This is a genomic window from Streptomyces sp. P9-A2, assembly GCF_036634175.1.
GTDB lineage: Bacteria > Actinomycetota > Actinomycetes > Streptomycetales > Streptomycetaceae > Streptomyces > Streptomyces pratens.
This window is the reverse complement of the sequence record NZ_JAZIFX010000001.1, coordinates 3,610,167-3,634,923: the sequence shown is the minus strand read 5'-3', so window position 1 is coordinate 3,634,923 and position 24,757 is coordinate 3,610,167. Positions and strand designations below refer to the sequence as shown.

General features: G+C 72.1%; 20 protein-coding genes. 7 read left to right on the top strand and 13 right to left on the bottom strand.

Annotated features, from left to right (window positions below):
- Positions 1–40 precede the first annotated feature (40 nt).
- A complete protein-coding gene (locus V4Y04_RS16365; RefSeq protein WP_332428764.1) occupies positions 41–2,749 on the bottom strand; it encodes a helicase C-terminal domain-containing protein in 2,709 nt (902 codons plus the stop codon).
- 119 nt (positions 2,750–2,868) lie between these two features.
- On the opposite strand from V4Y04_RS16365, the gene V4Y04_RS16360 reads away from it, so the two are divergent.
- Together V4Y04_RS16360 and V4Y04_RS16355 are read left to right on the top strand one after the other, a co-directional pair.
- Positions 2,869–4,011 (top strand): hypothetical protein, encoded by a 1,143-nt coding sequence (locus tag V4Y04_RS16360; RefSeq protein ID WP_332428763.1) that lies wholly within the window; start codon positions 2,869–2,871, stop codon positions 4,009–4,011.
- A gap of 78 nt (positions 4,012–4,089) precedes the next feature.
- Positions 4,090–4,791: an HAD family hydrolase gene (locus tag V4Y04_RS16355; RefSeq protein ID WP_332428761.1), complete on the top strand. Its 702-nt coding sequence runs from the start codon at positions 4,090–4,092 to the stop codon at positions 4,789–4,791.
- Here V4Y04_RS16355 and V4Y04_RS16350 read toward each other — a convergent pair.
- Positions 4,767–5,018: a hypothetical protein gene (locus V4Y04_RS16350; protein ID WP_332428760.1), complete on the bottom strand. Its 252-nt coding sequence runs from the start codon at positions 5,016–5,018 to the stop codon at positions 4,767–4,769. The genes V4Y04_RS16355 and V4Y04_RS16350 overlap by 25 nt on opposite strands.
- Before the next feature lie 176 nt (positions 5,019–5,194).
- Here V4Y04_RS16350 and V4Y04_RS16345 point away from each other — a divergent pair, with 176 nt between their 5' ends.
- Entirely contained in the window at positions 5,195–5,578 is a 384-nt protein-coding gene (locus V4Y04_RS16345; protein ID WP_332428758.1) for a cold-shock protein, read from the top strand.
- Between the two features lie 13 nt (positions 5,579–5,591).
- Here the strand turns inward: V4Y04_RS16345 and V4Y04_RS16340 are convergent, their stop codons facing one another.
- The 4 genes from V4Y04_RS16340 to V4Y04_RS16325 form a co-directional block, all read right to left on the bottom strand.
- Positions 5,592–6,509, bottom strand: a complete 918-nt coding sequence (locus V4Y04_RS16340) for a 1,4-dihydroxy-6-naphthoate synthase (protein ID WP_443080028.1) — start codon at positions 6,507–6,509, stop codon at positions 5,592–5,594.
- A complete protein-coding gene (locus tag V4Y04_RS16335; RefSeq protein WP_332428757.1) occupies positions 6,499–7,194 on the bottom strand; it encodes a futalosine hydrolase in 696 nt (231 codons plus the stop codon). Before V4Y04_RS16335 ends, V4Y04_RS16340 begins: the two co-directional genes overlap by 11 nt.
- Positions 7,195–7,310: 116 nt before the next feature.
- The gene (locus V4Y04_RS16330; RefSeq protein ID WP_332428755.1) at positions 7,311–7,808 is read right to left on the bottom strand and encodes a DUF2771 domain-containing protein; all 498 of its coding nucleotides are present in this window, start codon (positions 7,806–7,808) and stop codon (positions 7,311–7,313) included.
- A gap of 574 nt (positions 7,809–8,382) precedes the next feature.
- Positions 8,383–9,825 (bottom strand): MFS transporter, encoded by a 1,443-nt coding sequence (locus V4Y04_RS16325; protein WP_332428754.1) that lies wholly within the window; start codon positions 9,823–9,825, stop codon positions 8,383–8,385.
- A gap of 445 nt (positions 9,826–10,270) precedes the next feature.
- On the opposite strand from V4Y04_RS16325, the gene V4Y04_RS16320 reads away from it, so the two are divergent.
- Positions 10,271–11,197, top strand: coding sequence for a DUF3027 domain-containing protein (locus V4Y04_RS16320; protein WP_332428753.1), 927 nt, complete (start codon positions 10,271–10,273; stop codon positions 11,195–11,197).
- Between the two features lie 478 nt (positions 11,198–11,675).
- On the opposite strand, the gene V4Y04_RS16315 is transcribed toward V4Y04_RS16320, so the two are convergent.
- The 3 genes from V4Y04_RS16315 to V4Y04_RS16305 all read right to left on the bottom strand — a co-directional run bounded on the left by V4Y04_RS16315 (position 11,676) and on the right by V4Y04_RS16305 (position 13,604).
- Positions 11,676–12,548, bottom strand: coding sequence for a hypothetical protein (locus V4Y04_RS16315; RefSeq protein WP_332428751.1), 873 nt, complete (start codon positions 12,546–12,548; stop codon positions 11,676–11,678).
- A 20-nt stretch (positions 12,549–12,568) separates the two neighbouring features.
- Positions 12,569–12,730 carry a hypothetical protein gene (locus V4Y04_RS37770; RefSeq protein WP_443080027.1) on the bottom strand — a complete coding sequence of 54 codons (162 nt, stop codon included), beginning with the start codon at positions 12,728–12,730 and terminating at the stop codon, positions 12,569–12,571.
- A 403-nt stretch (positions 12,731–13,133) separates the two neighbouring features.
- The gene (locus V4Y04_RS16305; RefSeq protein ID WP_332428750.1) at positions 13,134–13,604 is read right to left on the bottom strand and encodes an ATP-binding protein; all 471 of its coding nucleotides are present in this window, start codon (positions 13,602–13,604) and stop codon (positions 13,134–13,136) included.
- A 158-nt stretch (positions 13,605–13,762) separates the two neighbouring features.
- Between V4Y04_RS16305 and V4Y04_RS16300 the strand changes: the two genes are divergently transcribed.
- Complete coding sequence (locus V4Y04_RS16300) at positions 13,763–14,638, top strand: helix-turn-helix domain-containing protein (protein ID WP_332428748.1); 876 nt, start codon at positions 13,763–13,765, stop codon at positions 14,636–14,638.
- Positions 14,635–14,844 (top strand): DUF397 domain-containing protein, encoded by a 210-nt coding sequence (locus tag V4Y04_RS16295; protein ID WP_332428747.1) that lies wholly within the window; start codon positions 14,635–14,637, stop codon positions 14,842–14,844. The genes V4Y04_RS16300 and V4Y04_RS16295 overlap by 4 nt, the downstream gene beginning before the upstream one ends.
- Positions 14,845–14,863: 19 nt before the next feature.
- On the opposite strand, the gene V4Y04_RS16290 is transcribed toward V4Y04_RS16295, so the two are convergent.
- The 4 genes from V4Y04_RS16290 to V4Y04_RS16275 all read right to left on the bottom strand — a co-directional run bounded on the left by V4Y04_RS16290 (position 14,864) and on the right by V4Y04_RS16275 (position 21,327).
- Complete coding sequence (locus tag V4Y04_RS16290) at positions 14,864–17,941, bottom strand: N-6 DNA methylase (RefSeq protein WP_332428746.1); 3,078 nt, start codon at positions 17,939–17,941, stop codon at positions 14,864–14,866.
- Between the two features lie 139 nt (positions 17,942–18,080).
- A complete protein-coding gene (locus V4Y04_RS16285; protein WP_332428745.1) occupies positions 18,081–19,157 on the bottom strand; it encodes a fatty acid desaturase in 1,077 nt (358 codons plus the stop codon).
- 109 nt (positions 19,158–19,266) lie between these two features.
- On the bottom strand, positions 19,267–20,271 hold the full coding sequence (gene dapF, locus V4Y04_RS16280; protein WP_332428744.1) for a diaminopimelate epimerase: 1,005 nt from the start codon (positions 20,269–20,271) through the stop codon (positions 19,267–19,269).
- A 147-nt stretch (positions 20,272–20,418) separates the two neighbouring features.
- On the bottom strand, positions 20,419–21,327 hold the full coding sequence (locus tag V4Y04_RS16275) for a hypothetical protein (RefSeq protein ID WP_332428743.1): 909 nt from the start codon (positions 21,325–21,327) through the stop codon (positions 20,419–20,421).
- A gap of 291 nt (positions 21,328–21,618) precedes the next feature.
- On the opposite strand from V4Y04_RS16275, the gene V4Y04_RS16270 reads away from it, so the two are divergent.
- On the top strand, positions 21,619–24,750 hold the full coding sequence (locus tag V4Y04_RS16270) for a sacsin N-terminal ATP-binding-like domain-containing protein (RefSeq protein WP_332428742.1): 3,132 nt from the start codon (positions 21,619–21,621) through the stop codon (positions 24,748–24,750).
- Positions 24,751–24,757 lie beyond the last annotated feature (7 nt).

The window sequence follows — 24,757 nt, the reverse complement described above, 5'->3', positions numbered from 1 at the left end:
TGCAGCGTACGCGGGGCCCGCCCCGGACGGCGGCGCCCGCTCAGCTCTCGTCGTCCGCCAGTTCCGCGACCCCGGTGATCCGGTGCAGCGGGTACGTCCGCACCTCGTCGGCCGTGTGGTCGTACGCCGTGACGAAGCCGCCCTCGACGCGGACCGGGGCGATGACGCGCTGGCTGGCGGCGCCCTCCGCGTTCACGTAGCCGATCCACAGCGTCTCGCCGGTGAGGACAGCGGCCTGCAGGGTGGCGAGGGTCTCGGCGGACCCGGTGCGCGGCAGTTCACCGCTCTCCGCCCCGGCCCCGGCCCCGTCCGCCTCCCCGGCCTCGGCCTTGCGCGGGGCGGTCGAGGCGAGGTCACCGGCGCGGACGGCGCGGATCGCCGCCGCGAGCAGCGTGTCGTCGGGCACCGGCGGCCCCTCCGGGACCGGCTCGGGTGCCGTGCGCGGCGGGGTACGGCGGGCGTCGGCGCGGGTGATCAGGACATCGCCCTCGGCGGACTCGGCGGCCGGCGCGAACCCCATCCGGCGCAGCCCCTCCAGCAGGCCGGCCGGATCGGCCTGCGCCGCCAGCACGGTCGGCGCGAGCCTGCGCAGGCCCAGTTCCGCGGCCCGCTTGTCGGCGAGGATCTCGTTCAGCATCGCGTCGTCGTCGCAGCGTACGTACGCGGAGGCCGCACCCACCCGCAGATGTCCGTGCCTGCGGGCCACGTCGTCGATCAGATACGCCAGTGGCTGCGGCACAGGGGTACGGGAGTGCGCGGCGAGGAAGGCGTGCAGGTCGGTGGCGGCCCGGCCGGCGTCCAGAGCGCGGCGTACCGAGCCCGGCGTGAACCGGTAGACGGTCGCCCCGCCCTTCGACTCCACGTCCGCCAGCACCCCCAGCATGTCCGCGAGCGGCCGCTGGAGCGGGCCGGGCGCGACCGCCGTCAGGTCGGCCTGGAGCAGGACGTGGTCCAGTGGTTCGGGCAGCTGCGGGGCGAGCAGCCGGGCGGCGGCGGCGGACGCGGCGGCCTGTTCGGCGGGCGTGAGGACGGGGAGGGCGGGAGAAGGCGGGGCGGGGGAGTCCTGGGCGGGGGAGTCCGGGTGCCCGGCGGCCGGCCGGTGGTGGACGGGGAGCCGGTCGCCCGGTCCTGTCGACTCCGGTGCCCGGCCCGCTCGCTCGGCCTGCGCCTGCGCCTGTGCCTTCGGCGCGGGCGCGGGCATCCCGAGCAGGGCCCGGCCGTGCGCGGACAGCGCGCCGCGGCCGGTGACGCCCAGCATCTCGGCCTCGGTCAGCGTCCACCGGGCGAGCCGCGAGCGCAGATCGTCGCCCCCACCCCCGCCCGAGCCCGCACCCGTGGCCGAGCCTGTGGAACCGGAACCGGAACCGGAACCGGCGGCCCCGCCCGTCGCGCGCGGCGGCCGTTCCCACCGCAGCCGCTCCGCCACCGACCCGGCGTCCGGTGCCGCACCCTCCGGCAGCCCCGCGAGCAGCGCCAGCACCCGGCGCCGCACCTCGGGGGCCGCCGACCGGTCGAGCCCCGGGCCCAGGGCCGACAGGGTGTGGTCCTTCGCGTCCCGCCCGCCGACCAGTCCCGGCGTCCGGGTCGCCGTCAGCCACGCCGTGACCAGCGTCGTCCAGCGCTCGGCGGCGGGCCGCTCCCGCCAGGTGTCGTACGCCGGAGTCGCCGCGTACCGTTCGTCGGCCTCCCCGTCGGAAGCCAGCAGGCCCGCCGCGTAGGCGAGTTCGACCCAGAACGCGGCGACCTGTTCGGGCACGTCCAGGGCGACGGCGGTCCGCTTCAGGTCGCGCACGCTCAGCCCGCCGGACCGCAGCACCGCCGGGCCGCCCTCGTCCCAGTCCTTCAGCAGCTCCTCGACGGTCGCCGTCGCCGTGTACGCCTGCCCGGCCGCCGTCGCGTCCACCACCCGGGGAGGGTGCGTGGCCGCGGCCACGACCGGCGGCGGCACCGGCTCCACCGCCAGGTGCGCCCGCCCGCCGCGCAGATGCAGCGCCACCTCCCGCGGCAGGACGACCGTCCCGGGCGCGGTCGGCAGCAGCAGCCCCCGGTCCAGCAGCCGGCGCAGCCGGGTCGCCGGATCGGCGGTGACCTGGCCGTAGGGCGGCCCCCAGACCAGCCGCTCCAGCACATCCAGCGACTCGAACGGCACCTCGGCCAGCAGCGCCGCCATCCGCTCCCGGTCCGTGAACAGCCCGGTCAGCGCCGCCACGGCGGAGACCGGGTCGTGCGTGGAGGGCAGTCCGGCCGTCGTCACGATCTCCTGGATCCGCCCCGGGGACATCCCGGCCGTCGCCTCCCGCACGGTCGGGCCGAGGCCCGTCGGCGAGGGATGCTGCGGGGAAGGGGAGAGCAGCTCACGGGCCGTACGGACCAGCCTCAGCCGGTCGTCGTCGCCCCACACCAGCGCCTGCTCGCGCAGCGTCCGCACGGCACCCGGCAGCGCGGTGGCCACCCCCCGGTCGCCCTCGTCGCCCGCCAGCAGCCCGAGCAGCTCCTCGTACGGCGCCGGATCCGCCGCCACGGCCAGCGCCTGCGCGGTCTGCGTCGTGAACCGGTCCAGCCGGTCCAGGGCACGGACGACCGAGGCGCGGGTACCTGCCCGGGCGGCCAACTGCGTGAGATCGGCGGGCACGGGCGTGACAAGGTCCGGCCGGCTGCGCAGGAGCGCGGCAAGCTCGGCGTCGTCCCGTCCCCGGAGCGCCTCCGCGAGGGATCGGGGGGTAGCCGTGGGCTTCTCCTCGGTGCTCATCCGCATCACCGTATCGGGTGGATACGCCGGTGGGGTGCGTGGAGTTGGGCCGGGCGGCCGGACTCGCGGTACCGTCGTCCGACGTCGTCCGCCAACGCATCCGCCCCGGAGGGGACTTCGTGGGTATCGAGAGTGACCAGGTCGTCTACGAGTATCTGAGCCGTGTCGGCGACGTGGCCCAGCAACGGCAGCTGCCGTCGGCGACCCGTATGCGTCTGGTCGCCGGCCTGCGGAACGAGATCGACCGGTACCGGGCGAAGGCCGCCGTCGATTCCCCGGCCGCCGTGCGCCGCATCATCTCCCGCATGGGCACCCCGGACGAGATCGTGACGGCGGCCTCCAACGGCGCCCTCGGCTCCCCCGGCGCCTCCGGCACCGGGGGGACGGCTCGGGGTGCGGAGGGGAACGGGGTCGCCACCCCGGGCGAGCCCGGGTCCGGGCCCGTGCCCTCCGCGGTCCCCGCCCAGCGGGCCGGCGACCGCGCCCAGCGGGCGAAGAACGTCCTGCGCCGCGCCGTCCCCCGGCCCCGTCCGGCCGGGGACCCGAACGCCGCACCCTCCGCCCCCGCCGGACCGTCCGCACCGCACCAGGCGGGTACGGACGAACTCGGCGACAGCGCCGAGCAGCCCGACTGGTGGCGGGTGGACAGCAGCCCCTTCGGCGTCGGCGACGCGGTCCCCGGCTTCGTCGGCGGCGTGGAGATCCCCGAACTGCTCAAGGCCCCGCCGTCCAGGGAAGCGAAGGGCGTCGACGGCGCCGAGGGGCCGGGCGAGGGACCGGGTGGACCGGGCGGGAAGGAGGCCGGGCCGTCCGTACCCGGCGCGCGCACCGCCGCGCAGGCCGGAGGGGCCCCGGCCGCCGGCGGGACCGGGGCCGGGAAGAGCGGCTCCGCCGTCCGCCGCCGGCTCCCACGCCTGCCGTCCGGCGGCTGGAGCAACCCCCTGCTCCTGGTCGCCGCGGGCCTGCTGGTCGTGGGCGCCGTGCTCGGCAACTGGTTCGCCCTGTTCCTCGGCTGGGTCATCGTCTACGCCTCCCGCCGCCTGAGCCGGGCCGAGATCAAGTGGGCGGTCGTCGTCCTGCCCGGTCTCGCGCTCGCGGGCGGAGCCGTCTGGCTCTGGGGCAGGACCGAGGAACGCTGGGGCACCCCCATCGCCGAAGGCACCATGAACGACGCCGTCTCCGAGACCTGGCCCTGGGTGGTCAGGGCCGCGGCCGTCGCCTCGGCCCTGTTCCTGACCTGGCGCTCCCAGCGCCCCCGCTGAGGGGCGCGTACACCGCCGCCGAGCGAGGGCGCACCGCCGGCGGCCTGTTGTTTGCGTGCACTGGGCACAATGACGGGTATGGCCTCCACGACCGCGACCGCGACCGCGACTACGACCACGACCACGCCCCCGCTCACCGTCGGCTTCGACCTCGACATGACGCTCATCGACTCCCGGCCCGGCATCCGCGCCTGCTACCGGGCGCTCTCCGAGCGGACCGGGACCCACATCGACGCCGATCTCGCCGTCACCCGGCTGGGACCGCCCCTCGAGGACGAGCTGATCAACTGGTTCCCGGCCGAGCGGATCGACGAAGTGGCCGACCTGTACCGGGCGATGTACCCGACGTACGCCATCGCCGCCACGCCCGCGCTGCCCGGCGCCCGCGAGGCGATATCCGCCGTACGCGAGGCGGGCGGGCGCGCCGTCGTCGTCACCGCGAAGCACGAGCCGAACGCCGAACTGCACCTCGCCCACCTCGGCATCGAACCGCACGCCGTGATCGGCAACCTGTGGGCCGAGCAGAAGGCACTGGCGCTGCGCGAGCACGGTGCGGGCGTGTACGTCGGCGACCACGTGGGCGACGTGCGCGGCGCGCGGACCGCCGACGCGCTGGCCGTCGCCGTCGCCACCGGCCCCTGCGACCCCGCGGAACTGCGGGAGGCGGGCGCGGACGTGGTCCTCGCCGACCTGACGGAATTCCCCGGCTGGCTCTCGGACTACATGGACGACCGGGAAAACGGGGGGACGCCCGGTTACTCCCCGGCGGTGCGCGCCTGACGGCGTCCGGCCGCGGCCGAGCGCAGCACACCCGCGCCGGCCATCAGGAATCCGACGCCCATGAGCATGCTCAGCACGAACATGTACGTCGGGAACGCCTCGATTCCGAGGAACAACGGGGCCACCGTGACCAGAGTGGCCACGGCGCCGATGATGAACACGATGCCGCCGGCACGGATCAGGCCGTCTCCGGGAGCCGGGGAATTCGCTTGGGTTTTGTCAGCCACCGGACCAGGGTAGTTCCTGGCCCGAGGGAACAACCCGGCGGCAGTCTTGTCACCTGCCCGGAGACCATTAGCCTTGGTAGCGGCGGGTCACCGGGACCCGCCCGAGTGCTATCAAGAGCCGTTCAAGAGCCGTTTTCCGAAGCAGTTTTCCGACGAGCACGAGGACGAGGACAGACGTGCCTACCGGCAAAGTCAAGTGGTTCAACAATGAGAAGGGCTTCGGCTTTCTCTCCCGCGACGACGGCGGTGACGTCTTCGTCCATTCCTCGGTCCTCCCCGCCGGACTCGAGACGCTGAAGCCGGGCCAGCGCGTCGAGTTCGGCGTGGTCGCCGGACAGCGCGGTGATCAGGCCCTGTCCCTGACCGTCCTCGACCCGACCCCGTCGGTCGCGGCGGCCCAGCGCAAGAAGCCCGACGAGCTGGCCTCCATCGTCCAGGACCTGACGACCCTGCTGGAGAACATCACGCCGATGCTGGAGCGGGGGCGCTACCCGGAGCGCACCTCGGGGAAGCAGATCGCCGGCCTCCTGCGCGCCGTCGCCGACCAGTTGGACGTGTGAGAGCGGCACCCCGTCACGGGAACCGCAGCGCGTCCGGGCCGAGGGACGGCACCAGTCCCTCGGCCGCCGCGCGCGTCAGCAGGCCCCGCACCGCCGCGTAGCCGTCCTCGCCCAGGTCGGCGGTGAACTCGTTGACGTACAGCCCGATGTGCTGGTCGGCGACGGCCGGGTCCATCTCCTGGGCGTGCTCCATGACGTACGGACGCGTCGCCTCGGGGTCGTCCCAGGCGGCCCGTACGGAGGCGCGGACCGAGTCGGCGAGCAGGGTCAGGGTCTTCGCGCCGAGGGACCGCTTGGCGATGATCGCGCCGAGCGGGATCGGCAGCCCGGTGGTCCGCTCCCAGTGCTCGCCCATGTCGGCGAGCTTGTGCAGCCCGTAGTTCCGGTACGTGAAGCGCGCCTCGTGGATCACGAGTCCCGCGTCGACCTTCCCGTCCCGCACGGCCGGCATGATCTCGTGGAACGGCATGACGACGATCTCGCCGATCGGGCCGGGCAGGGTGTCCGCCGCCCAGAGGCGGAAGAGCAGGTACGCCGTCGACCTCTCGCTCGGCACCGCGACCGTACGGCCGCTCAGGTCCCCGTACTCCTCGCCCCGCGTCAGTACCAGCGGGCCGCAGCCGCGGCCCAGCGCGCCCCCGCAGGGCAGCAGGGCGTACTCGTCGAGGACGTAGGGGAGGGCCGCGTACGACACCTTCAGCACGTCGGACTCGCCGCGCTCGGCCATGCCGTTGGTGATGTCGATGTCGGCGAAGGTGACGTCGAGGGCGGGCGCGCCGGGGACGCGGCCGTGCGCGAGGGCGTCGAAGACGAAGGTGTCGTTCGGGCAGGGGGAGTACGCGATACCCAGCGGCCGGCCGCCGGTCGCGGACTGCTCACGGGTCTCGCCGGGCTCGCGGGTCTCGTCGGGCTCGCGGGATTCAGTGGTCATGCCGGTTCCAACTCTCCAGGACGGGCGCGAGCTTCCCGAAGCCCTCGGTGAGGGCCGTCAGGGCGTCGCCGATGCGCCAGGCGGCGCGGTCGCGCGGGCCGACGGGGTTCGACACCGCCCGGATCTCCAGCACGGGCACACCGTGCGCGGCGGCGGCCTCGGCGACCCCGAAGCCCTCCATGGCCTCGGCGAGCGCGCGGGGGTGCAGGTCACCGAGGTGCGCGGCGCGGGCCGCGGTGCCGGTCACCGTCGACACGGTGAGGACGACGCCGGTGAGCGCGCCGGCCGCGGCGGCCACGTCACGGACCAGGGCGGCGGGGGGCAGGTGGGTGACGGCGCCGAAGCCGAGGGCGGTCACCGGCAGGAAGCCGTCCGCCGTCCCCGCACCCAGGTCGGCGACGGTGATCTCGTCGGCGACGACGAGCGAGCCGACGGGCGCGTGGGGTACGAAACCGCCGGCGATCCCGGCCGAGACGACGAGGTCGTAGGGGCGGCCGGTCAGGGCTGCGGCGGTGAGGGCGGTGGCCGTGGAGGCGGCGGCGAGGGCCGGGCCGACACCGGCGGCGAGCACGTCGGGACCGTCGGCGATCTCGACCACGGTCACTCCCGGCAGGGCGACCTCGTGCGAGTCCCCCGGGAACGCCCCGGCCACCGCGTCCCGCTCGGCGGGGACCGCGGTGACCACGAGAACGCCGCCCCGGGCCCTCGGACCCGTACGGGCGGGGAACCCGGGGAGGGCGGACGTACCAGGGCCGTCAGCGCCGCCGGGGCTCTCAGGGCTGTGCGGGCCGGGCGAGTTGATCAGGCGTCCTTCTTCAGCCGGAAGGACCACAGGCCCGTGGCGTTGCTCTCGCCCTCCTTGACCGACACCAGGGTCGAGTCGCCCTGGGCGCCGTACTGGGCGTTGAAGAACACGCTGCCGGGGATGGTGCGGTACGTCTTGGTGCTGGAGTCGGTCAGCGGCTGGCCGTTCATCAGGATCGTCCAGCCCTTGTCGGCGATCTCCGGGTCGACACCGAAGCGCACGGTCTCGTCCGGGTCGACCGTGATCTCCTTGACCCCCTTGTCCTGCAGGCACTTGGTGACGTCGGCGGCCTTCAGCGCGTCGCCGTGGCCGCCGCAGGTCGCCTCGGAGGTCACCGAGGAACTGCCGACGGTGAGGGTGGAGACCGCCGTCGGTTTGTCACAGGCCGACAGGACGAGCAGTCCGGCGGATACGGCGCCGGCGGTGGCGACGGCACGGCGGCGCCGCACGGCGCGGGCACTCGGAGCGGCTGCGCCGCGAGGCAACGTGGTCATGGGCGGAAGGTTATCGGGCGCGCCCTGTCCGCTCCCCACGTGGGGGTACGGCGTGGCCGGAGCGTTACGCCACTCGCGCGCCGACGCCGCGCCGATGCCGCACGGACGTGGCGCTGACGCGGCACGGACGCCGCACCGGCGTCACACGGACGCGGCACGGACGCAGTACCGGCGTCGCACCGGCGTGGTGCCGGGATGGCGCGGACGCCGCGCGAACGCGGCGCGGACGCCGCGCCGACGATGCCGTGCCGACGTGGTGCCGGCGTCGCACCGGTGTGGTGCCAACGCTGCGCCGATGTGGCACCAACGCCGCGTGGATGCCACACAGACGTGGCGCGGACGCCGCGCGGACGTGGTGCCGGCGTCGCACCGGTGTGGTGCCAACGCTGCGCCGATGTGGCACCAACGCCGCGTGGATGCCACACAGACGTGGCGCGGACGCCGCGCGGACGTGGTGCCGGCGTCGCACCGGTGTGGTGCCAACGCCGCGCGGACGCGGCACAGACGTGGCGCGGACGCCGCGCCGACGCCGCACCGGACCACGTCGTGACCTCCCGTCGTACGCCGGACGGGCTCACGCCACTTGGGCACGCCCGGTGCCTCCTCCGTGCCGGGCCGAGCCGACCAGGCCGCGCACGGTGGTCAGCCAGCCCGTGGCGACGATCGCGGCGCCCACCGCCAGGCCCAGCGACCCGATCAGCGGCATCGCGATGCCGATCGCCCCGCCGAGCACCCACGACACCTGGAGCAGCGTCTCGGAGCGCGCGAACGCCGACGTGCGGACCAGTTCGGGCACGTCCCGCTGGATCAACGCGTCCAGGGACAGTTTGGCCAGCGCCTGCGCGAACCCGGCGACCGCGGCCAGGCAGGCGATCACGACCGCGCCGAACAGCGCCGCCGCGGTGATGGCCGCGGCGACCACACAGGCGACCACCGTCACGATGATGATCTCCGGCGCCCGGGATCTCAGCGACGCCCCGACGGCCGTACCGAGCGCGTTGCCCACGCCCGCCGCCACGCCCACCACGCCCAGGGACACGGCGGCGCTCTGCCCGGTCATCGGATGCTCGCGCAGCAGGAACGCGAGGAAGAAGATCAGGAACCCGGTCAGACAGCGGATGGACGCGTTGGCGGCCAGCGCGTGCGTGACGGCCGGTCCGACCGTGCGCAGACCGGGCCGCTTGACCGGTTTGAGGTGCGGGCCGTGCAGATGCGTCTCGTCCGCCGCGAGCAGCGCCGTGTCCTCACCCTTCGCGGAGTCCACCTTCGACGGCAGCGTGAACGACAGCACCGTCCCCGCCACGAACAGGACGAACGCCCCGTACAACGGCCAGCGCGGCCCGATCTGGTGGAGCCCCGCGCCGATCGGAGCCGCGACGCCGGTGGCCAGCAGCCCGCCGAGGGTGACCCGCGAGTTGGCCTTCACCAGGGAGAACGCGGGGGGCAGCAGCCGGGGCACGACGGCACTTCTGACCACCCCGTACGCCTTCGAGGACACCAGTACGCCCAGAGCGGCCGGATACAGCTGGATGCCGCCGGTGACGACCGCCCCGGACAGCACCAGGGCGAGGACCGCACGGGCGAGCATCGCGCCCGCCATCGCCGCCCGGCGGCCGTGCGGAAGGCGGTCGAGAAGCGGGCCGACCACCGGGGCCAGAAGCGTGAACGGGGCCATCGTGATGGCGAGGTAGAGGGCGACCCGGCCCCGGGCCTCGTCCGTCGGCACGGAGAAGAAGACGGTCGACGCGAGCGCGACGGTGATCATGACGTCGCCGGCGCCGTTCACCCCGTGCAGTTCGATCAGTTTGCCGAGCCCGGACTCGCCGGCGCCGTGCGCGTGGGTGGCCCGGCGGATTCCGCGCGCGGTCCCGGTCACCGGAAAGCGCAGGCCGCGCCCGAGCGCACGCAACGGGCGGCCGGTCCGGCCCGTCCCGACGCGTCGGTCCTTTCCCTTCACCCTGACCCCGTTCGCCTCACCGGTCCCGGTGGCGCCCTGGGGTGTCCTCGCGGTAGCCACGACGTTCATAGTGCCCCGATATGGCGGTACGTAGTGCTCCCACCGCGGTGACGGCTTCGGCACGTGCGCTGTCCGGCGGAACACCGCATCGGCGCAGTGCCCGCCGACGGACCTGCCGACCACTTCCGCCCACCACCCTGCCCACCACTCCGCCGACCACCCTGCCGACCACCCGCCACGCCGGTGCGGTACGGGTGTGACGGGCTGTGGCGAGGTGCCGTGGACCGGTCGGATTCCGGCGCGTGGCGGCCCGAGAGCTACCGTCGGTGTAGGCCATACGCACGTGAGAAGGTAGCGTGCGTATCTCAGCCATCCCGCAGAATGGATGGAGGCGCGCCCGAGCACGAAAAGGCGTGGACGTCGACGCGGTCCTGCGGTCCGCTCCGTCCGCCCTCGCGCTGGGAGTGGCGCACTCGTGAGACGGCGTAGGAGAGAAGCGATACCTGTGAGCGCAGCGACAACGCGAAGCCGCACCCCCGACCGCCTGTGCGCCGAGGCGGTCGACCTCGCCCGTGCCGCCGCCGAGGAGACCGCCGCACCCGGGGTCGTCGGAGAACACGAAGGGCTCGTCTCCGAGGGCGACCGGGTCGTCACCCACTTCTTCGCGTGCCGCGAACTCGGCTACCGGGGCTGGCGCTGGGCCGTCACCGTCGCCCGCGCCTCCCGCGCCAAGATCGTCACGGTGGACGAGGCGGTCCTGCTGCCCGGCCCCGACGCGCTGCTCGCGCCGGAGTGGGTGCCGTGGAGCGAGCGGCTGCGCCCCGGTGACATGGGCCCCGGCGACCTGCTGCCCACCGACGCCGAGGACCTGCGCCTGGAGCCCGGCTACTCCGGCGAGGACGAGCCGTCACCGAACTCCACGGTCTCCGCGGAACTCGCCGAGCTGGTCGAGGCGGAGGACGCCGAGGTCGCCGGGGCCGCCCCGGCCGACCTGACGATCGCACCCGCCCGCGGCTCGATCGCGTCGGTCGCCGAGGAACTCGGCATGCGCCGGGCCCGCGTCCTGTCCCGCTACGGCCTGCACATCGCCGCCGACCGCTGGGAGGAGGCGTTCGGCGCCAAGACCCCGATGGCGCAGGCGGCCCCCGCCACCTGTGTCAGCTGCGGCTTCCTCGCCCGTATCGGCGGTTCCCTGGGCCAGGCATTCGGCGTGTGCGCCAACGAGTTCTCCCCGGCCGACGGCCGCGTGGTCTCCCTGGCGTACGGCTGCGGCGGTCACTCCGAGGCCGCGGTCATGCCCAAGCCGCCGCAGCCCGTCCCGCCGAGGATCGACGAGACCCGCGTCGATCCGTTCCCGCTCCGCCCGGCCCCGGACTCGGGCTCGGTCCCGGCGACGCAGGACGAGTCGTCGGCGGAGCTGGGGCACTCGTAGGAGTGGTGCGGACGCCCCCGGGCGCGCCGCACACGCGGCTCCCGGCGGGGCCGGGTACGCGCCGGGGCCCGCCCCGACGTGCCCCGGCCCGCCCCGACGTTCTGTTCGGTGTGCCCGTGGGGGGCACTGTGGCCCAGGCAGCCGGGCACATGAGATGTCCGGTGCGGCCGGTACGACCGGCACGACCGGTCCACTGGCGACTCACACCTGCCCCGACCTTTCCCGGCTTGTCCGGACCTGCCCCCGCCGACCTGCGTGGGCGGGCCGCCCTCGGCGGCGGCACACCCACACCCCGCCTCACCTGCACGCTTATATCCTTCGAGCGTAATTGCCTTGAAAGGAACGGCTGTTGTGCCGCTCCTTGTGGGCGTTCAGCAATGCCGCGCCATTGGGAAAGGTTTTTCCGCCTCCACTACCGGGCCCTGTCGGCCAGGTGCACGGCTTTTCGCGTTCCACGCCGGTGGAGGGACCCGCCCGGCTATTGGTCCCCGAAGATCTCTTCGGCCTTCGGCGCGGTGACGGCGCGCATGAGCCAGAGCCGGAGGAGGTCGGGGTCCGTGCAGTCCGTGATGCGACCGCGGACGTCGTCGGAGACGTCGAGGCCGCGCTGCTCGAGGACGAGCAGGATGTCCTCGGCACGGCCCTCGGCGCGCCCTTCGTCCCGGATTTCTTCGGAGATGTAGGACTTGTAGAAGGAGAGGTCCACGGCCACCAGGTTCCTCCAGAGGTGCTTGGCCGGACGGTTGCCCAGCCCCTGTGCGGTGAATTCGACAATGGGATCCGCGATGTCTTCGGGGGTGTCCCGCAGTGCTGTGGAGAGCGCCTTCAGTATCTCATTGACGGCCGTATCGGCGGCGTGTGTGATGGCCGCCAGGCTGGCCAGCACCAGGTCGGCACGGGCCTCCTCCGGGTCCTTGATCACGGGCATGTTGTGCGGGCCCGCGACCAGGGGCCGCAGGGTGAGGGTGGGCATCTGTGACGGCCCGCTGCACACCGGCTGCTGGGCCCAGCGGGCCGTGGCGTGGTCCTGGCAGACGACGAGGAGCGCCGTGGGAAGCCGGTACTTCGTCCACAGGTAGCTGACGTAGTACGCCCAGCTGGCCGGCTTGTCCGGCTTCCTGTTGCCCTGGGCCTCCACGGCCAGCAGGAACGCGCCCTGTTCCGCGGTCTCCAGCCGCAGCAGGGTGTCCACCCTGCGTTCGACGGGGTTGGCCTCGGTGAGGTCGGTCGGCAGGATGGACGCCTTCACCGGAGTGGGTACGTCCACCCCGAGGAACCGGGAGACGCGGCTGAACAGTCCGGGGTCGTGCTGGAAGATGCGGTGCATCGCCTCGTGGGAAGAACTGACCATGGGGTTCTTTCTTTGTGAGTTCAGGCAGGTGCGGCGGCGATGCGGGGCGGGCCTTCGGGGAACCGATCGGCGATCGTCTTGCTGTCGGCCGGGGCGCCGGTGGGGAGGGACTGGAGGTGGCAGGCCGGTCCGATCGCCGGCAGGGAGAGTTCGCGGTGCTGGGCGAGGTGATTGCCGATCACCGTGAAGCGGGTGGTGTGACGGGTGTTCTCGTGGACGACGCCGGCCGTGGGGTGCGCGGTGGGGCGTACAGGGGGTCGGAGGGCCGCCCGCGCGTGGGCCGATCGGCGCTGTCGGCTGACTGGGCGCGCGGGGGCGCGCTAGGGTTTTGGGTATCCATCGGGAAGGTTGTGCTTCCTTGTTGGTCAGGCCCTCGCAGTGGGATGTCTGTCCCGGCGGGGGCCGAAGTCTGTCCGCGGCCGGTGACCGGCGATCACCGGCCTGGTCTGCGGTTGTTGCGCTGAGCGTAAGGGTGTTGGGGGACCGGAAAACCAGCCCGACCGGCGATGTTCACCCGCCCGAGTGAGTTTGGTCCTAGACCTCGAACGGGCGGTGGGGTGGGGCTTGGTGGAGGTTCTTTCTCTCTCACTTTTCTTTGGGAAAGGCACTGACGACACCGGAGCCTGGGGACGTGGGTTCCGGTGGCGTGAGACGCAGTTCGGCCCAGACGATCTTGCGCGGGAAGCGGCCCTCGGTTACGCCCCAGCGGTCGGCGAGGGCCTCGACGAGGAGTAGACCCCGGCCGGATTCGGCGTCGGGGGCGGCCGGTTGGGGCTGGGGGAGCCGTTCGCCCCGGGTGTCGGTGACCTCGATACGGAGGGTGTCGGCCACGACGTAGAGCGTGAGCCGGAAGTCCCGTCCCGGTACGCGGCCGTGCGTGGTCGCGTTGACGGCCAGCTCCGCGATGATCTGGCGGGCGGGATCCAGCGGCAGTCCCCAGGAGCGGAGCTGTTCCGCCCCGAGCAGGCGGGCGAGGCGGGCGCCGCGGGGTGTGGGGGAGAGCTGCACGCTGAAGTTGCGGATGGGGGTGGCGGGTTCGGCGGTTTTCTGGTTCACGTCACTCAGGGTGGCGGTACCCGCATACCGTGAGTGGTGACTTGGCGTACGCGTACGGTCACTGTACGGAGCTTGTCCGGTGCTGTCCGGACGGTACGGGCCGTTGGTGAGGGTATGCCGCTGGGTGCACGACAGGCGGTTCGACGGAGAGGCGCGATATGACGGTCGAGACAGAGGCGGGTCGGCTCAAGACGGAGGCAGACGAGCCGGGTTGGGAGGTGGACCCGGACGACGAGTGGGGCATCGCGGTCATCACGACCGTCGGGCGGCAGTTGAAGCTGCGGCGCGAGGCGGTGGGGATGCGGGCCGGCGAGTTCGGGAGGACGGTCGGGTACGGCGAGGACATGGTGTACAAGATCGAGGGCGGCAAGCGGATTCCTCGGCAGGAGTACCTGGACCGGGCCGACGAGGTGTTGAGCGCAGGCGGGCTCATCGCGGCGGCCTGGGAGGACGTGAAGAAGGTCCGGTACCCGAAGAAGGTGCGGGAGCTGGGGAAGCTGGAGGCCAAGGCGGTTGAGATCGGTATCTACGAGTGCAACAGCGTCCATGGGCTGTTGCAAACGCCGGAGCACGCTCGCGCGCTGATGGAGGCGGCACAGCCGCCGTACTCCTCGGACGACATGGAGCGCATGGTGGCTGCCCGCCTGGCTCGGCAGACCGTGTTCGAACGCGACCCGGCGCCATCGATCCACTTCGTCCTGGAAGAGACACCGTTGCGCCGACCGGTTGGAGGCACAATGGTGTGGCAGCGTCAGCTCGAACGTCTGCTGGAGGTGGGGCGGTTGAACCACGTCACTCTTCAGGTGATGCCGACGAACACCGATGCTCATCCGGGTGTGGACGGCAAGATCGAGTTGCTGAAGTTCCCGGACGGTACGGCCGTGGGGCGTTCCGACGGCGCATTCAACGGTCGGCCGACTGCTGAACCCAGGGACCTGCGCATCCTTGAGTTGCGGTATGGCACCATCCGAGCGCAGGCTCTCCCGCCGAGAGAGTCGCTCGCCTTCATCGAACAACTGCTGGGAGAGACATGATCCGTAAGGCCTCCGTCAGGGACGCCTCTGAACTGGCGTGGTTCAAGAGCAGTTACAGCAGTGGCACGGACGGCAACTCCTGCGTTGAGCTCGCCGTTACTCCCGGTACCGTGCGCGTCCGCGATTCCAAGAACACCGAAGGCCCCCGCCTCGCCTTCGCCCCGAACACATGGACGTCCTTCGTTCCATACGTGTCCGAGGGCTGACACGCACCGCCTGGTCCGCCTACTCCAGGAGTAGGCGGACCAACTGGTCGAGTTCCTCTGCGTCCGGTGAGTCCGCAATCACGGAGCGGACTACCTGACGCAGTTTGACGAAGTTTTTGGACTCGTCGAGCTCCAGAGCGGCAATGCGCGTGGCTTCCACGGCTCCAAGTTCGGCAAGCCGCTGGTGGCTCGGATTCGCAGGGTCGAACTGGGGGATGGGGAGTTGCCATACAGCCTTGTCGATGTCCCGCTCGTCCTTGCCGTAGGACATGAGAGGGCGGACGATCTCGGTGAGCGCGGGCGCGTTGAGGATGGCACAGAGGTACATACCCTCTTCACGGGTGGCCACCGTGCCCCAGTACAACTTGTGGTCGATGACAGCACTCGGGTTATCCACCAGGGCGGCCGAGACGTGCATCCCGGCCTTGCCGTACACCACGCGCAGGCGTGTTCCCGGGAGTTGTGTGGAAAGCTTTAGACGAAAATCAAGCTGCTCAAGCAGAGTCAGCCGCTCGCTGCTCCGATGTTCCAACCACAGGCCCTCCGCTCTACGCCACCACTTCACGAGATCCGGGTAACGGTCGATGTTGTCGTGGTCTCCGTGGAGCAGGGTCTTGGTGCCTTCGATGGGTAGGACTGCTCTGCGCGGCGCGAGGAGGCGGTAGGGCAGCACACTCTCTCCCAGAAGGACTGAACGCACGAACTGCGTCTCGACCACGCCTTCGAGATCGGGCAATTCTTTCCACGGTGGCTTCTCCGTGCTACTCCGCTCCGAGCGGAGTCGAATCCGTCCGCCTCCCAGACCCAGCGGGCCGGACTCCTGCTGCGTGACGAAGAACAGGTAGCGGGGATAGATAGTGGCCCCGTTCTCGAACCGCGACCGATACGGCGACGAGATCAGATCCTCGCCCACGTACTTCAGCTCGGCCGTCTCCTGCATGACCCACCCCCGGACATCCGCCCAGTCATGAGCCGTCACCGGAATCTTCCCGGTCCACCGCTCCGTGGTCTTCGGCAACGGAACCGGGTTGTTGCCCCGCGCCGCGTCGCCCACGCCCGAGGTCATCCGGCGCCCGAAGACCACCGCGCTGCCGCGCGGAAAGAAGTGCGGGCGCAGCCGCCGCAGGTCCCAGGAGCCGGTGAACTCGACGCGTACGGGCTCGTTGGGGTCCGGGTAGTCGCCGGCCCGGAAGCCGGCCCAGTACGGCCGGTCCAGGACCGGGTTGGGCACGACGAAGGCGAAGACGCCGTCATCCGCGAGGTACTGCTGCACCGCCCTGGCGATGAACAGGCCGGACAGGTCCTGGTGGGTCGCCACCTCGTCGCCGCGCCACAGCTCGCGGGACTGGCACATCTCCTTGAACCGCTTCTGCATGTCCTTCGGCATGTGCCGGTAGGACAGCCACGGCGGGTTGCCGATCAGCACGTCCACGCGGTTGTCCGCCATGGAGAGCCACATGGGCCGGGCGAGGTTGCGCACGTAGTACGACCAGATGTGGTTGCGGTCCTCGTCGACCAGCTCGCACAGGATGCGGAAGGCCGTCGTGATCTCGTCCTGGTCGTCCGGGTCGTGGATGGCCAGGACCTTGAACAGACTGGTCAGTGACGGCCTGGTCCCCTTCTTCCGGCTGTCGCTGGCCGCACGGTCGGCGAGCGCGTTGACGAGCCGGTCGAAGCGTCCGGCGTCCGCGAGGAGGCGCTCGGAGAACCGCAGCTCGTTCTGATAATTGAGCAGGCCCCCCGTCTCCGTGCGGATTACCAGGTAGCCGTGGTCGATGAGATCGGTCCGCTGCTGCCACTGCACACTGTCGCCGAGGAAGACCGGGACTCTTATCTCCCCGCGCTCGTCGGAGGTCAGACGGTCGCGGCCGATGGCCAGCAGATAGGTGACGCGGGCCAGCGCGACGGCGACCGGGTGGAGGTCGATGCCCGCCACGTGGTCGCTCAGCTCGCTGAGGGCTTTCGCCAGCGGGCGACCGTCGGCCTCGGCTGCGGTCAGGTAGCGGCGTACGGCGTGGAACAGGAACGTGCCGGAGCCGCAGGACGGGTCCAGGGCGCGTTGGTTCAGCGGGTCGGTCAGGACGTCGGAGACCATCTTCTCGGCGAGCCAGTCCGGCGTGTAGTACTCGCCCTGCTTCTTGCGCGTCTCGGGTGCGATCACCGACTCGTAGAGCACCTTGAGGACGTCGTGCTCGACGCTCGCCCAGTCGTAGCGGCCCAGACGGCGGGCGGCGGCGCTGACGAACTCGGCGCCGCCCTCGACCTCGTTCTCTATCACCCAGCCGAAGAAGTCGGACTCGACGACTCCATGGATGTCTGCCTGCCCGAAGAGCTGGCCGAGGACGAGCGAGGCCGGGGGGATCCGCCGGACGTCGTAGCCGAGGACCGAGTGCGCGATGATCGTGGCGGTGTTGACCAGGAGGGTGTGCTCGATGAACAGCTCGTCGCTGTCCTCGAACTGTGCGCCCAGCGCGCTGCGCAGCAGCCGTGCCCACAGCTCCCGCTTGAGCTGCACGGTGGGCAGGTGCTTGTGCTCCGCGTAGAGCCCGGACAGCGTGGCGTAGTCGATGCCGTGGGCAATGCTGCCCGCGCCCAGCCGGCCCTTGATCACGTCGGGGGTCGGCTTGACGCCCTCGACGGTCGCCATGACGTCCTCGAGCCAGGTCAGCAGCTCCCGGGGCGTGGTGCGGCGCGGCTTGACCTCAAAGCGGCCGGCCTGGACGAACGCCGTACCGGACAAGGCGTACGCGCGCCAGTCGGCGCCGTCGGTGAGGATGCCGACGTAACGTTGCCCGACCTGTTCGGTGCGGGTGCGGACGTACCCTTCGAGCTGCTTCTCGGCGTCCTTGAGGATCTTTGTGCCGCGCAGGTCCCGCTTGCATTCGATGGCGGTGAGGCCGATCTCGACGTCAATGCGGCGACCGTCGCCCACCTGGGACTCCAGGTCGACGCTCAGGTTGTCCTCGTCGAGGTTGAGCCAGCCGTCCAGCAGGAACTGTCGGACATCTGACTGGAGGTCCGCCTCCGTGCGCGTGGCCTTGCGGTCGGCGAGCCGGGTGAGCAGCTTGTCCAGGTTGGTCTGCGGCGCTGTGGTCATCCACTCCCCCTTGATGAGACCGCGAGCGCCGGAGCGGTGACGCGGTGGAACCGGAAACAGCGGCCATTGTGCCGCAGGGCACCGACAACGAGGGCATGCCGGGCACCGGGCGAGGTCGGAAGCACAGGGCGCGGGGGTGTCACGCTTCCCTGGGGCGGTATCCCGGACGTGCTGGGGCCCCGGTGCCGGAGACCGGTGCCAGAGCGCGGCGGTGGCGGCGTAGTACCGCGGACTCGCCCAGCAGCAGGGCGTGCGGCCGGTAGGCGGGGCCGTGGAGGGAGCGCTCCAGCACGGGGAGGTAGTTCCAGCGCACTGCCGGGTGCGCGGAGTGGGCGAAGTGGTACAGGTCGCCGTACGGCAGCCAGGTGCCCCGGGCCAGCAGGGCGAGCAGCACGTTGCGCGGGTACAACCGCAGGCAGCGGCCCGCCTCGACGGCGACCGGCGGTCCCGTGACCGGCTCAGGATCGAACCAGCGGTGTTCGACGAGCAGTGACATCCAGGCGAGCTGGGGATACAGCAGCAGGCGGGGCAGCACGACGACGAAAACTGCCGCTTCCCAGCCGAAGGCCGTGGCCGCAGCCGCTGCCACCACCAGCGGACCGGCCGCCCGCAGCCGCCCGGCACCCGCTTCCCGCCCCAGGACCGTCAGGCTGCGCACGGTGTCGAACATGCCGGCCGGAGTGAGCGGGTGAACCGTGCCGAGCACGTACCGCACCGTCGTGGCCCCCGTCCGTATTCCCGCCCGGTGCAGTTCGGCCAGGTTCGGGTCGGCTCCGGCGACCGTCGCGTTCGGGTGGTGCTCACGTACGTGCCGACGGCGGCGTACGGCCACGGGAACGAAGCCGAGCGGGATATGTACGGCGACCTCGGCGAGCAGCGTGTTCAGCCGGGCGCCGCGAGCCAGCACGCCGTGCACCGCGAAATGGCTCACCTCTTGGAGGTGGCGGAATTTCACGGCGCCCGCGAAGGCGGCGACGGCGCAACCCCCCGGGCCGCCGTGCACAGCCACCGCGCACCATCCGGCGAACTCCAGCCAGTGCCCGAGAATCAGGAACACGGGAGTGAGGTTGTTCAGCCGCTCACGTTGAAGCGTCATTACCGACCGAAGCGAGTCCGGTCTGTGCCGCCCCCGCATCGGGCTGAACCACCAGCGGTCCACCTGCCGCAGCGCGATGCCTGCCGCGATGGCCACCAGTCCGGCCGACAATGCCCCCAAGACTGTTCCCTCCCCGTTTCCGTCCCGGACCTGGCACGGGGGCGGGGCCGACCGGAGGGAGAGCGCGGTGCCTCCCGGCCGGACGAGCCCCGGAGAGGGACGGACGCGATCAGATCTCGGTCGGGTGGATACCGGCCTCGTGCAACACCTTCATATTTTCCCGGCTGAGTTCCGCGAACGCGCTGATTTCCGCCATGTGTGAGGTACCCGTGTACTCCACCGGACCGTCACCGAGGAGCACGGCCGGGTCGATTTCCGCCTCGTACACAAGGGTGGCGTTGCCTTCCAATACGGGCTGCCACACGTCACCGACGGGCTGGAGGAAGCTCCGGGCGATACCTCCAGGGTTGCGTACGGTCACCGGCTGCTCCGGTTCGACACGTCCGAGGCGGGACAGGGTGGCGCGGGAGGCCGCGATGCCCGAGCCGCACGACGGTGTTAGCCCGGCCCCCCGTTCGTAGGTGTGGACGAACACCTCGTCGTCCGACAGCGGCAGCACGAAGGAGAGATTGGCGCCGATCGGGAACACCTCGGGCGAACCGGCGACGCGCTTCCCGGTTTCGACCAGTTCCGCTTCGGTGTACGCGTCGATCACCGTGATCAGATGGGAATTCGGTACGGCGACCGCCGTCACGTGCCGCGACGGGTGGAAGGCCGGCAGCAGCCGGTCCACGTACTCGCCGTGCGGACCCGCCTCCGCCACGATCGGCTGACCCGGGGCGAAGTCGACGGCGGGCAGTTCCACGGAGACCTGACGCACCCCGTGGGAGGTACGGCCACGGTCATGCACGGTGAAGGAATAGGGGCCCTGATCCACGACGACGGAGTCGGCCTGGTGCCGGTCCAGCAGTATCCGGCCGGCGCACCGCATCCCGTTCCCGCACAGCAGTGCCTCGGACCCGTCGGGGTTGTAGAACCAGGCCCGCGCCGTGCCGTCACCGTGATCGGCGACGAAGTACACCCCGTCACCGCCCAGCCCCCGCTTGCGGTCGCACAGCAGCCCGACGGCCCGCGTCAGTTCGTCCGTGGTGGCGAAGTGGTCGAGAGGCGCGCCGTCCACCACGAAGATGTCGTTCCGGGAGCCATGGGCCTTGGTGAGCGAGAGAGTGGACATCACGTACTTTCCGTCGCGCTGTGGCTTCGCTCGGTCCCGTCAGGTCCGGACCGGCTGTCGTTCTCCATGCTAACGAAGCCCATTCAGGCACCTGCGGGTGTGACGGAACGTGATGGAGCGGGACAAGGGATGGGCGGTGGTCATGCCTCAGAGCCGTACCGCAGTTCCCCGGACGGCTGTCTCGTCCCATGTTCCAGCGTCCAGCATGGGACGGACGAGCGACTCGTAGGACTGGAGGACGAACGGAGCCGAGTCCGAACCGTGCCCCCAGATCGACTCGAAGCGTCCCGCCCAGCGCTCCACGTGCTTGAAGTACACGGAGCTGCGCCCCCGGCGGTAATCCGAGTCCCCCTGTTCCTCCTCCAGGAGAACCGCGGCTTTCGACACCACCACGAAATCCACGGCCTGGTCGGCACGCAACCGGTCCCGTACGGCGAGGGCGCATTGCACACCCAGGGAACGGTGATGGTCGACAAGAGTGAGCAGGTTACGGGCGAAGTCCTCCCGGACGAGATCGTCCTGCCAGCAGATGAACAACCGCTGCACCGTCCCCCCACCCTCGATCAGGCGCCGGTTCACGGCCAGGTACTCCCGTCGCTGTGACAACAGCCTCGGGTCAGTGGTGAGATCAGCCGCCAGAACGCGCTTGGGCTCGGTGCCGGAGTCGATGAGCGCCTGGAAGAGCAGCACGGACAGGCGCGGCACCTCGGACGCGTACACCTGGAGGTGACCGTCGGCGATCTCACCGAACTCCGAGATGAGTTCACGCTCCAACTGCTCGCGGACCAGCGAGAAATACCGGGCGTCCGCCATGTGCCGGTCGTTGGCCCGGCGGAGCTGAATGTAGATACGGCGTAACCACATGTGGTTCGCCACCATGAGCAGCAGCAGTACCGTCGCAGCCGCCAGCAGGGCGTCCTTCAGTACGCCGCTCTCGGCAACCCACGCGGCTGTGGGAATGGCGATACCGGCGATGCCCACCAGCGCGTTCAGTACCTGGGAGGACAAGGCGTCCGCCACGCGAGTACTGACGTCCCGCCGCGGCTCTGCTGTCATGATCTCCATCCCCCTGGGGCCTGTCCGGCAGGTCGTGCCGGAGACGCGTGTCCATGCCCGGCTCACATCTTCGGGCTTCCGACTACGAGTGGGCAAGTGCGTTTTGTGGCCAAACATCACCTCTCCGTCATGGGGTTTTCGGGTCGCTGCCACGGCGGCCTTCGCCCGGCGGCCATCCCCGTGAGGACAAGGAACAGCACGGCCCGGGGCCGGGCCGGGCCCGGCTCGCCGGGGGCGTCGGGCGCGGTACCTTCGACCTCACGCCGATCAGGGCCGATGAGGAGAGTGACCGTGAGCAAGTTCGTACGGCCCGCTGCCGAGGGCACGGACCCGTTCGGTACGGCGCGGCTGCGGCGCGGGGTGCTGGACGCCTGGGCCGCCGGCCCCGCACGGTTCCGTGAGGACGCCAACGCCGAGGAGGACCTCGTCCTCGGCGGATACCGGGACCGCCTCGTCGTCGAGCTGGCGCAGAACGCCGCCGACGCCGCCGCCCGCGCGGGGGTTCCGGGACGCCTTCGGCTCACGCTGCGTGACGGGGTGCTCGTCGCCGCCAACACCGGGGCCCCACTGGACGCGGCCGGGGTCGAGTCGCTGTCCACGCTGCGGGCCTCCGCCAAGCGGGACACTCCCGACCGGGCGGTGGGGCGGTTCGGGGTCGGCTTCGCGGCCGTCCTCGCTGTCACCGACGAGCCCGCCGTCGTCGGCCGGCAGGGCGGGGTGCGCTGGTCGCTCGCCGAGGCGCGCGGGCTGGCCGGTGAGAGCGCCGGGGACAGTGCGGGACTGGGGGACGAGATCCGCCGGCGTGACGGGCATGTGCCGTTGCTGCGGCTTCCCCTCCCCGCCGAGGGCACCGCCCCCGAGCCGTACGACACCGCCGTCATCCTGCCGCTGCGCGACACGGCCGCCGCCGACCTCGCCGAGCGGCTGCTGCACGCCGTCGACGACGCGCTGCTGCTCGCGCTGCCCGGTCTGGAGGAGGTCGTCGTCGAGATCGGCGACGCCGAGCCCCGTACCGTGCGCCGCGGCAGTGACGGCGAGCTCACCGTGATCGAGGACTCGCGGGACGGCGCCACCCGCTGGCGTACCGTCGCCGCGCACGGGCCGCTCACGCCGGACCTGCTCGCCGACCGGCCGATCGAGGAGCGGCTGCGCCCGCACTGGTCGGTGACGTGGGCCGTTCCGGTGGACTCCGACGGGGCCCCCGCGCGTCCCCGTACCAGCCCGGTCGTGCACGCGCCGACGCCGAGCGAGGAGCCGTTGGGCGTCCCGGCCCTGCTCATCGCCTCCTTCCCGCTGGACTCCACCCGCCGGCACACCGCCCCCGGCCCGCTCACCGACTTCCTGGTGGAGCGCGCCGCCGACGCCTACACCGAGCTCCTCGCCGACTGGCGTCCGGTGACCGCCGGGATCATCGACCTCGTGCCCGGTCCGCTCGGCCGGGGTGAGCTGGACGGCGCGTTGCGGCAGGCCGTTCTCGGGCGGCTCCCGCGCACGTCCTTCCTGCCGCCCGCCGCCGGGCCCACCGGGCACGACGACGACTCCGACCTGCCCGAGGCGCTGCGGCCCCGGGAGGCCGAGGTCGTCGAGGGCGCCGGCGCCGACACGGTCCGGGTTCTCGCGGAGGTGCTGCCGACCCTCCTGCCCGCCGGGCTCGAACGGCGGGCCGAACTGCGCACGCTCGGGGTGGCCCGCCTCCCGCTGGCCGACGCGATCGACCGGCTGGCCGGGCTGGAGAAGTCGCCCGACTGGTGGCGGCGGCTGTACGAGAGCCTCGCCGGCGTCGACCCCGACCGGCTCTCGGGGCTGCCCGTGCCCCTTGCCGACGGCCGTACCACCACCGGCCCCCGGCAGGTGCTGCTGCCCGGCGCCGAGGCCGCCCGGGTCGACCCCGCGACGCTGGCCCGGCTCGGCCTCAAGGTCGCCCACCCGGACGCGGTGCACCCCCTGCTGGAGAAGCTCGGCGCCCTCCCGGCGACCCCGCGCGCGGTGCTCACCACTCCGCAGGTGCGGGCCGCCGTCGCCGCCTCCCTGGACGACGAGGGCGCCCTGAACTGGGAGGACGAGGCGCCCGACGCCGACGAGCTCGCCGACACTGTGCTCGGGCTGGTGCGCGACGCGGGTCTCGAACCCGGTGACGAGCCGTGGCTGGGCGCCCTCGCGCTGCCCGACGAGGACGGCGAGCTCTCCCCGGCCTGCGAACTGGTCTTCCCCGGCGGTCCCTTCGCCCAGGTGATGCGGGAAGGTGAACTCGCCGCCGTGGAACGCGAGCTGGCGGACAAGTGGGGCGAGGACCCGCTGGCCGCCTGCGGCGTGCTGGTCGACTTCGTCCTCGTCCGCGCCACCGACGTCGTCCTCGACCCGGACGAGCTCGAGCCCCGCGAAGGGGACTTCGCCGAGCCCGACGACGCGGGTCTGCTGGACGCCGTGGACGTGTGGAGCGAGGACGTCCTCGACCGCTTCCCCGACAGCCCGGTGCCGCCGGTGGCCACCGAACTCGTCGCCGTCCGCGACCTCGACCTCGTGGACGACGACCAGTGGCCCCGCGCCCTCGCCCTGCTCGCCCGCCCGCCGCTGCGCGACGCGCTCACCCAGCCGGTCCGCGTCCTGCTGCCGGACGGCACCCACGAGACCGTACGCCCCTATACCGCGTGGTGGCTGCGCGGACACCCGGTGCTCGGCGGCCGCCGCCCGGCCGGTCTGCGCGCCGCCGGGAGTGACCCGCTGCTGCGCGGCCTGTACGACGAGGCCGACGCCACCGGCTTCGAGGACGAGCAGGTGCTGCGGGCCCTCGGCGTCCGTACGTCTGTCTCCGCGCTGCTCGACGAGCCGGGCGGCGCCGCCGAACTCCTCGACCGTCTCGCCGACCCCGACCGTGAGGTCACCCCCGGCCGGCTGCACGCCCTCTACGGGGCGCTGGCCGACCTGGACCCGGATCAGGTGACCCTGCCGGACGAGCTGCGCGCGGTGGTCGACGGCCGGGTCGAGGTGGTGGACGCCGCCGACGCGGTGGTCGTCGACTCGCCCGACCTGCTGCCGTTCACCGAGGGCGTGGCCCTGCTGCCCGTCCGTCCCTCGCGCGCCGCCGAGCTGGCCGAACTGTTCCAGGTGCGGCGGCTGAGCGAGTCCGTCACCGGGGACGTCGGCAGCGAGGGCACCGAGCACGACGTACCGGAGCCGGTGCGGACGCTGCTCGGGCCGGGCACTCCCGCCACGTACGTCGAGCACGAGGAACTCGTCGTGGACGGTGTGGAGATCGACTGGCGGCTGACCCGTGACGGCGTGCTGCACGCGGCCACCCTGGAGGGGGTCGCCGCCGGGCTGGCGTGGGCGGCCCGCCAGTGGCCGCGCCGGTTCGAGGTCGCGGCGCTGCTGGAGGACCCGTCCAGGACCGAGGAGCTGGCCAGGGACCGCTGGTTCGACTGACCGGAAC

Excerpts from the sequence above, each read along its gene's own strand:
- V4Y04_RS16365 (WP_332428764.1), bottom strand. The coding sequence starts at position 2,749 with ATGAGCACCGAGGAGAAGCCCACGGCTACCCCCCGATCCCTCGCGGAG.
- V4Y04_RS16355 (WP_332428761.1), top strand. The coding sequence starts at position 4,090 with ATGGCCTCCACGACCGCGACCGCGACCGCGACTACGACCACGACCACG.
- V4Y04_RS16340 (WP_443080028.1), bottom strand. The coding sequence starts at position 6,509 with ATGACCACTGAATCCCGCGAGCCCGACGAGACCCGCGAGCCCGGCGAG.
- V4Y04_RS16330 (WP_332428755.1), bottom strand. The coding sequence starts at position 7,808 with ATGACCACGTTGCCTCGCGGCGCAGCCGCTCCGAGTGCCCGCGCCGTG.
- V4Y04_RS16315 (WP_332428751.1), bottom strand. The coding sequence starts at position 12,548 with ATGGTCAGTTCTTCCCACGAGGCGATGCACCGCATCTTCCAGCACGAC.
- V4Y04_RS16300 (WP_332428748.1), top strand. The coding sequence starts at position 13,763 with ATGACGGTCGAGACAGAGGCGGGTCGGCTCAAGACGGAGGCAGACGAG.
- V4Y04_RS16295 (WP_332428747.1), top strand. The coding sequence starts at position 14,635 with ATGATCCGTAAGGCCTCCGTCAGGGACGCCTCTGAACTGGCGTGGTTC.
- V4Y04_RS16290 (WP_332428746.1), bottom strand. The coding sequence starts at position 17,941 with ATGACCACAGCGCCGCAGACCAACCTGGACAAGCTGCTCACCCGGCTC.
- dapF (WP_332428744.1), bottom strand. The coding sequence starts at position 20,271 with ATGTCCACTCTCTCGCTCACCAAGGCCCATGGCTCCCGGAACGACATC.
- V4Y04_RS16275 (WP_332428743.1), bottom strand. The coding sequence starts at position 21,327 with ATGACAGCAGAGCCGCGGCGGGACGTCAGTACTCGCGTGGCGGACGCC.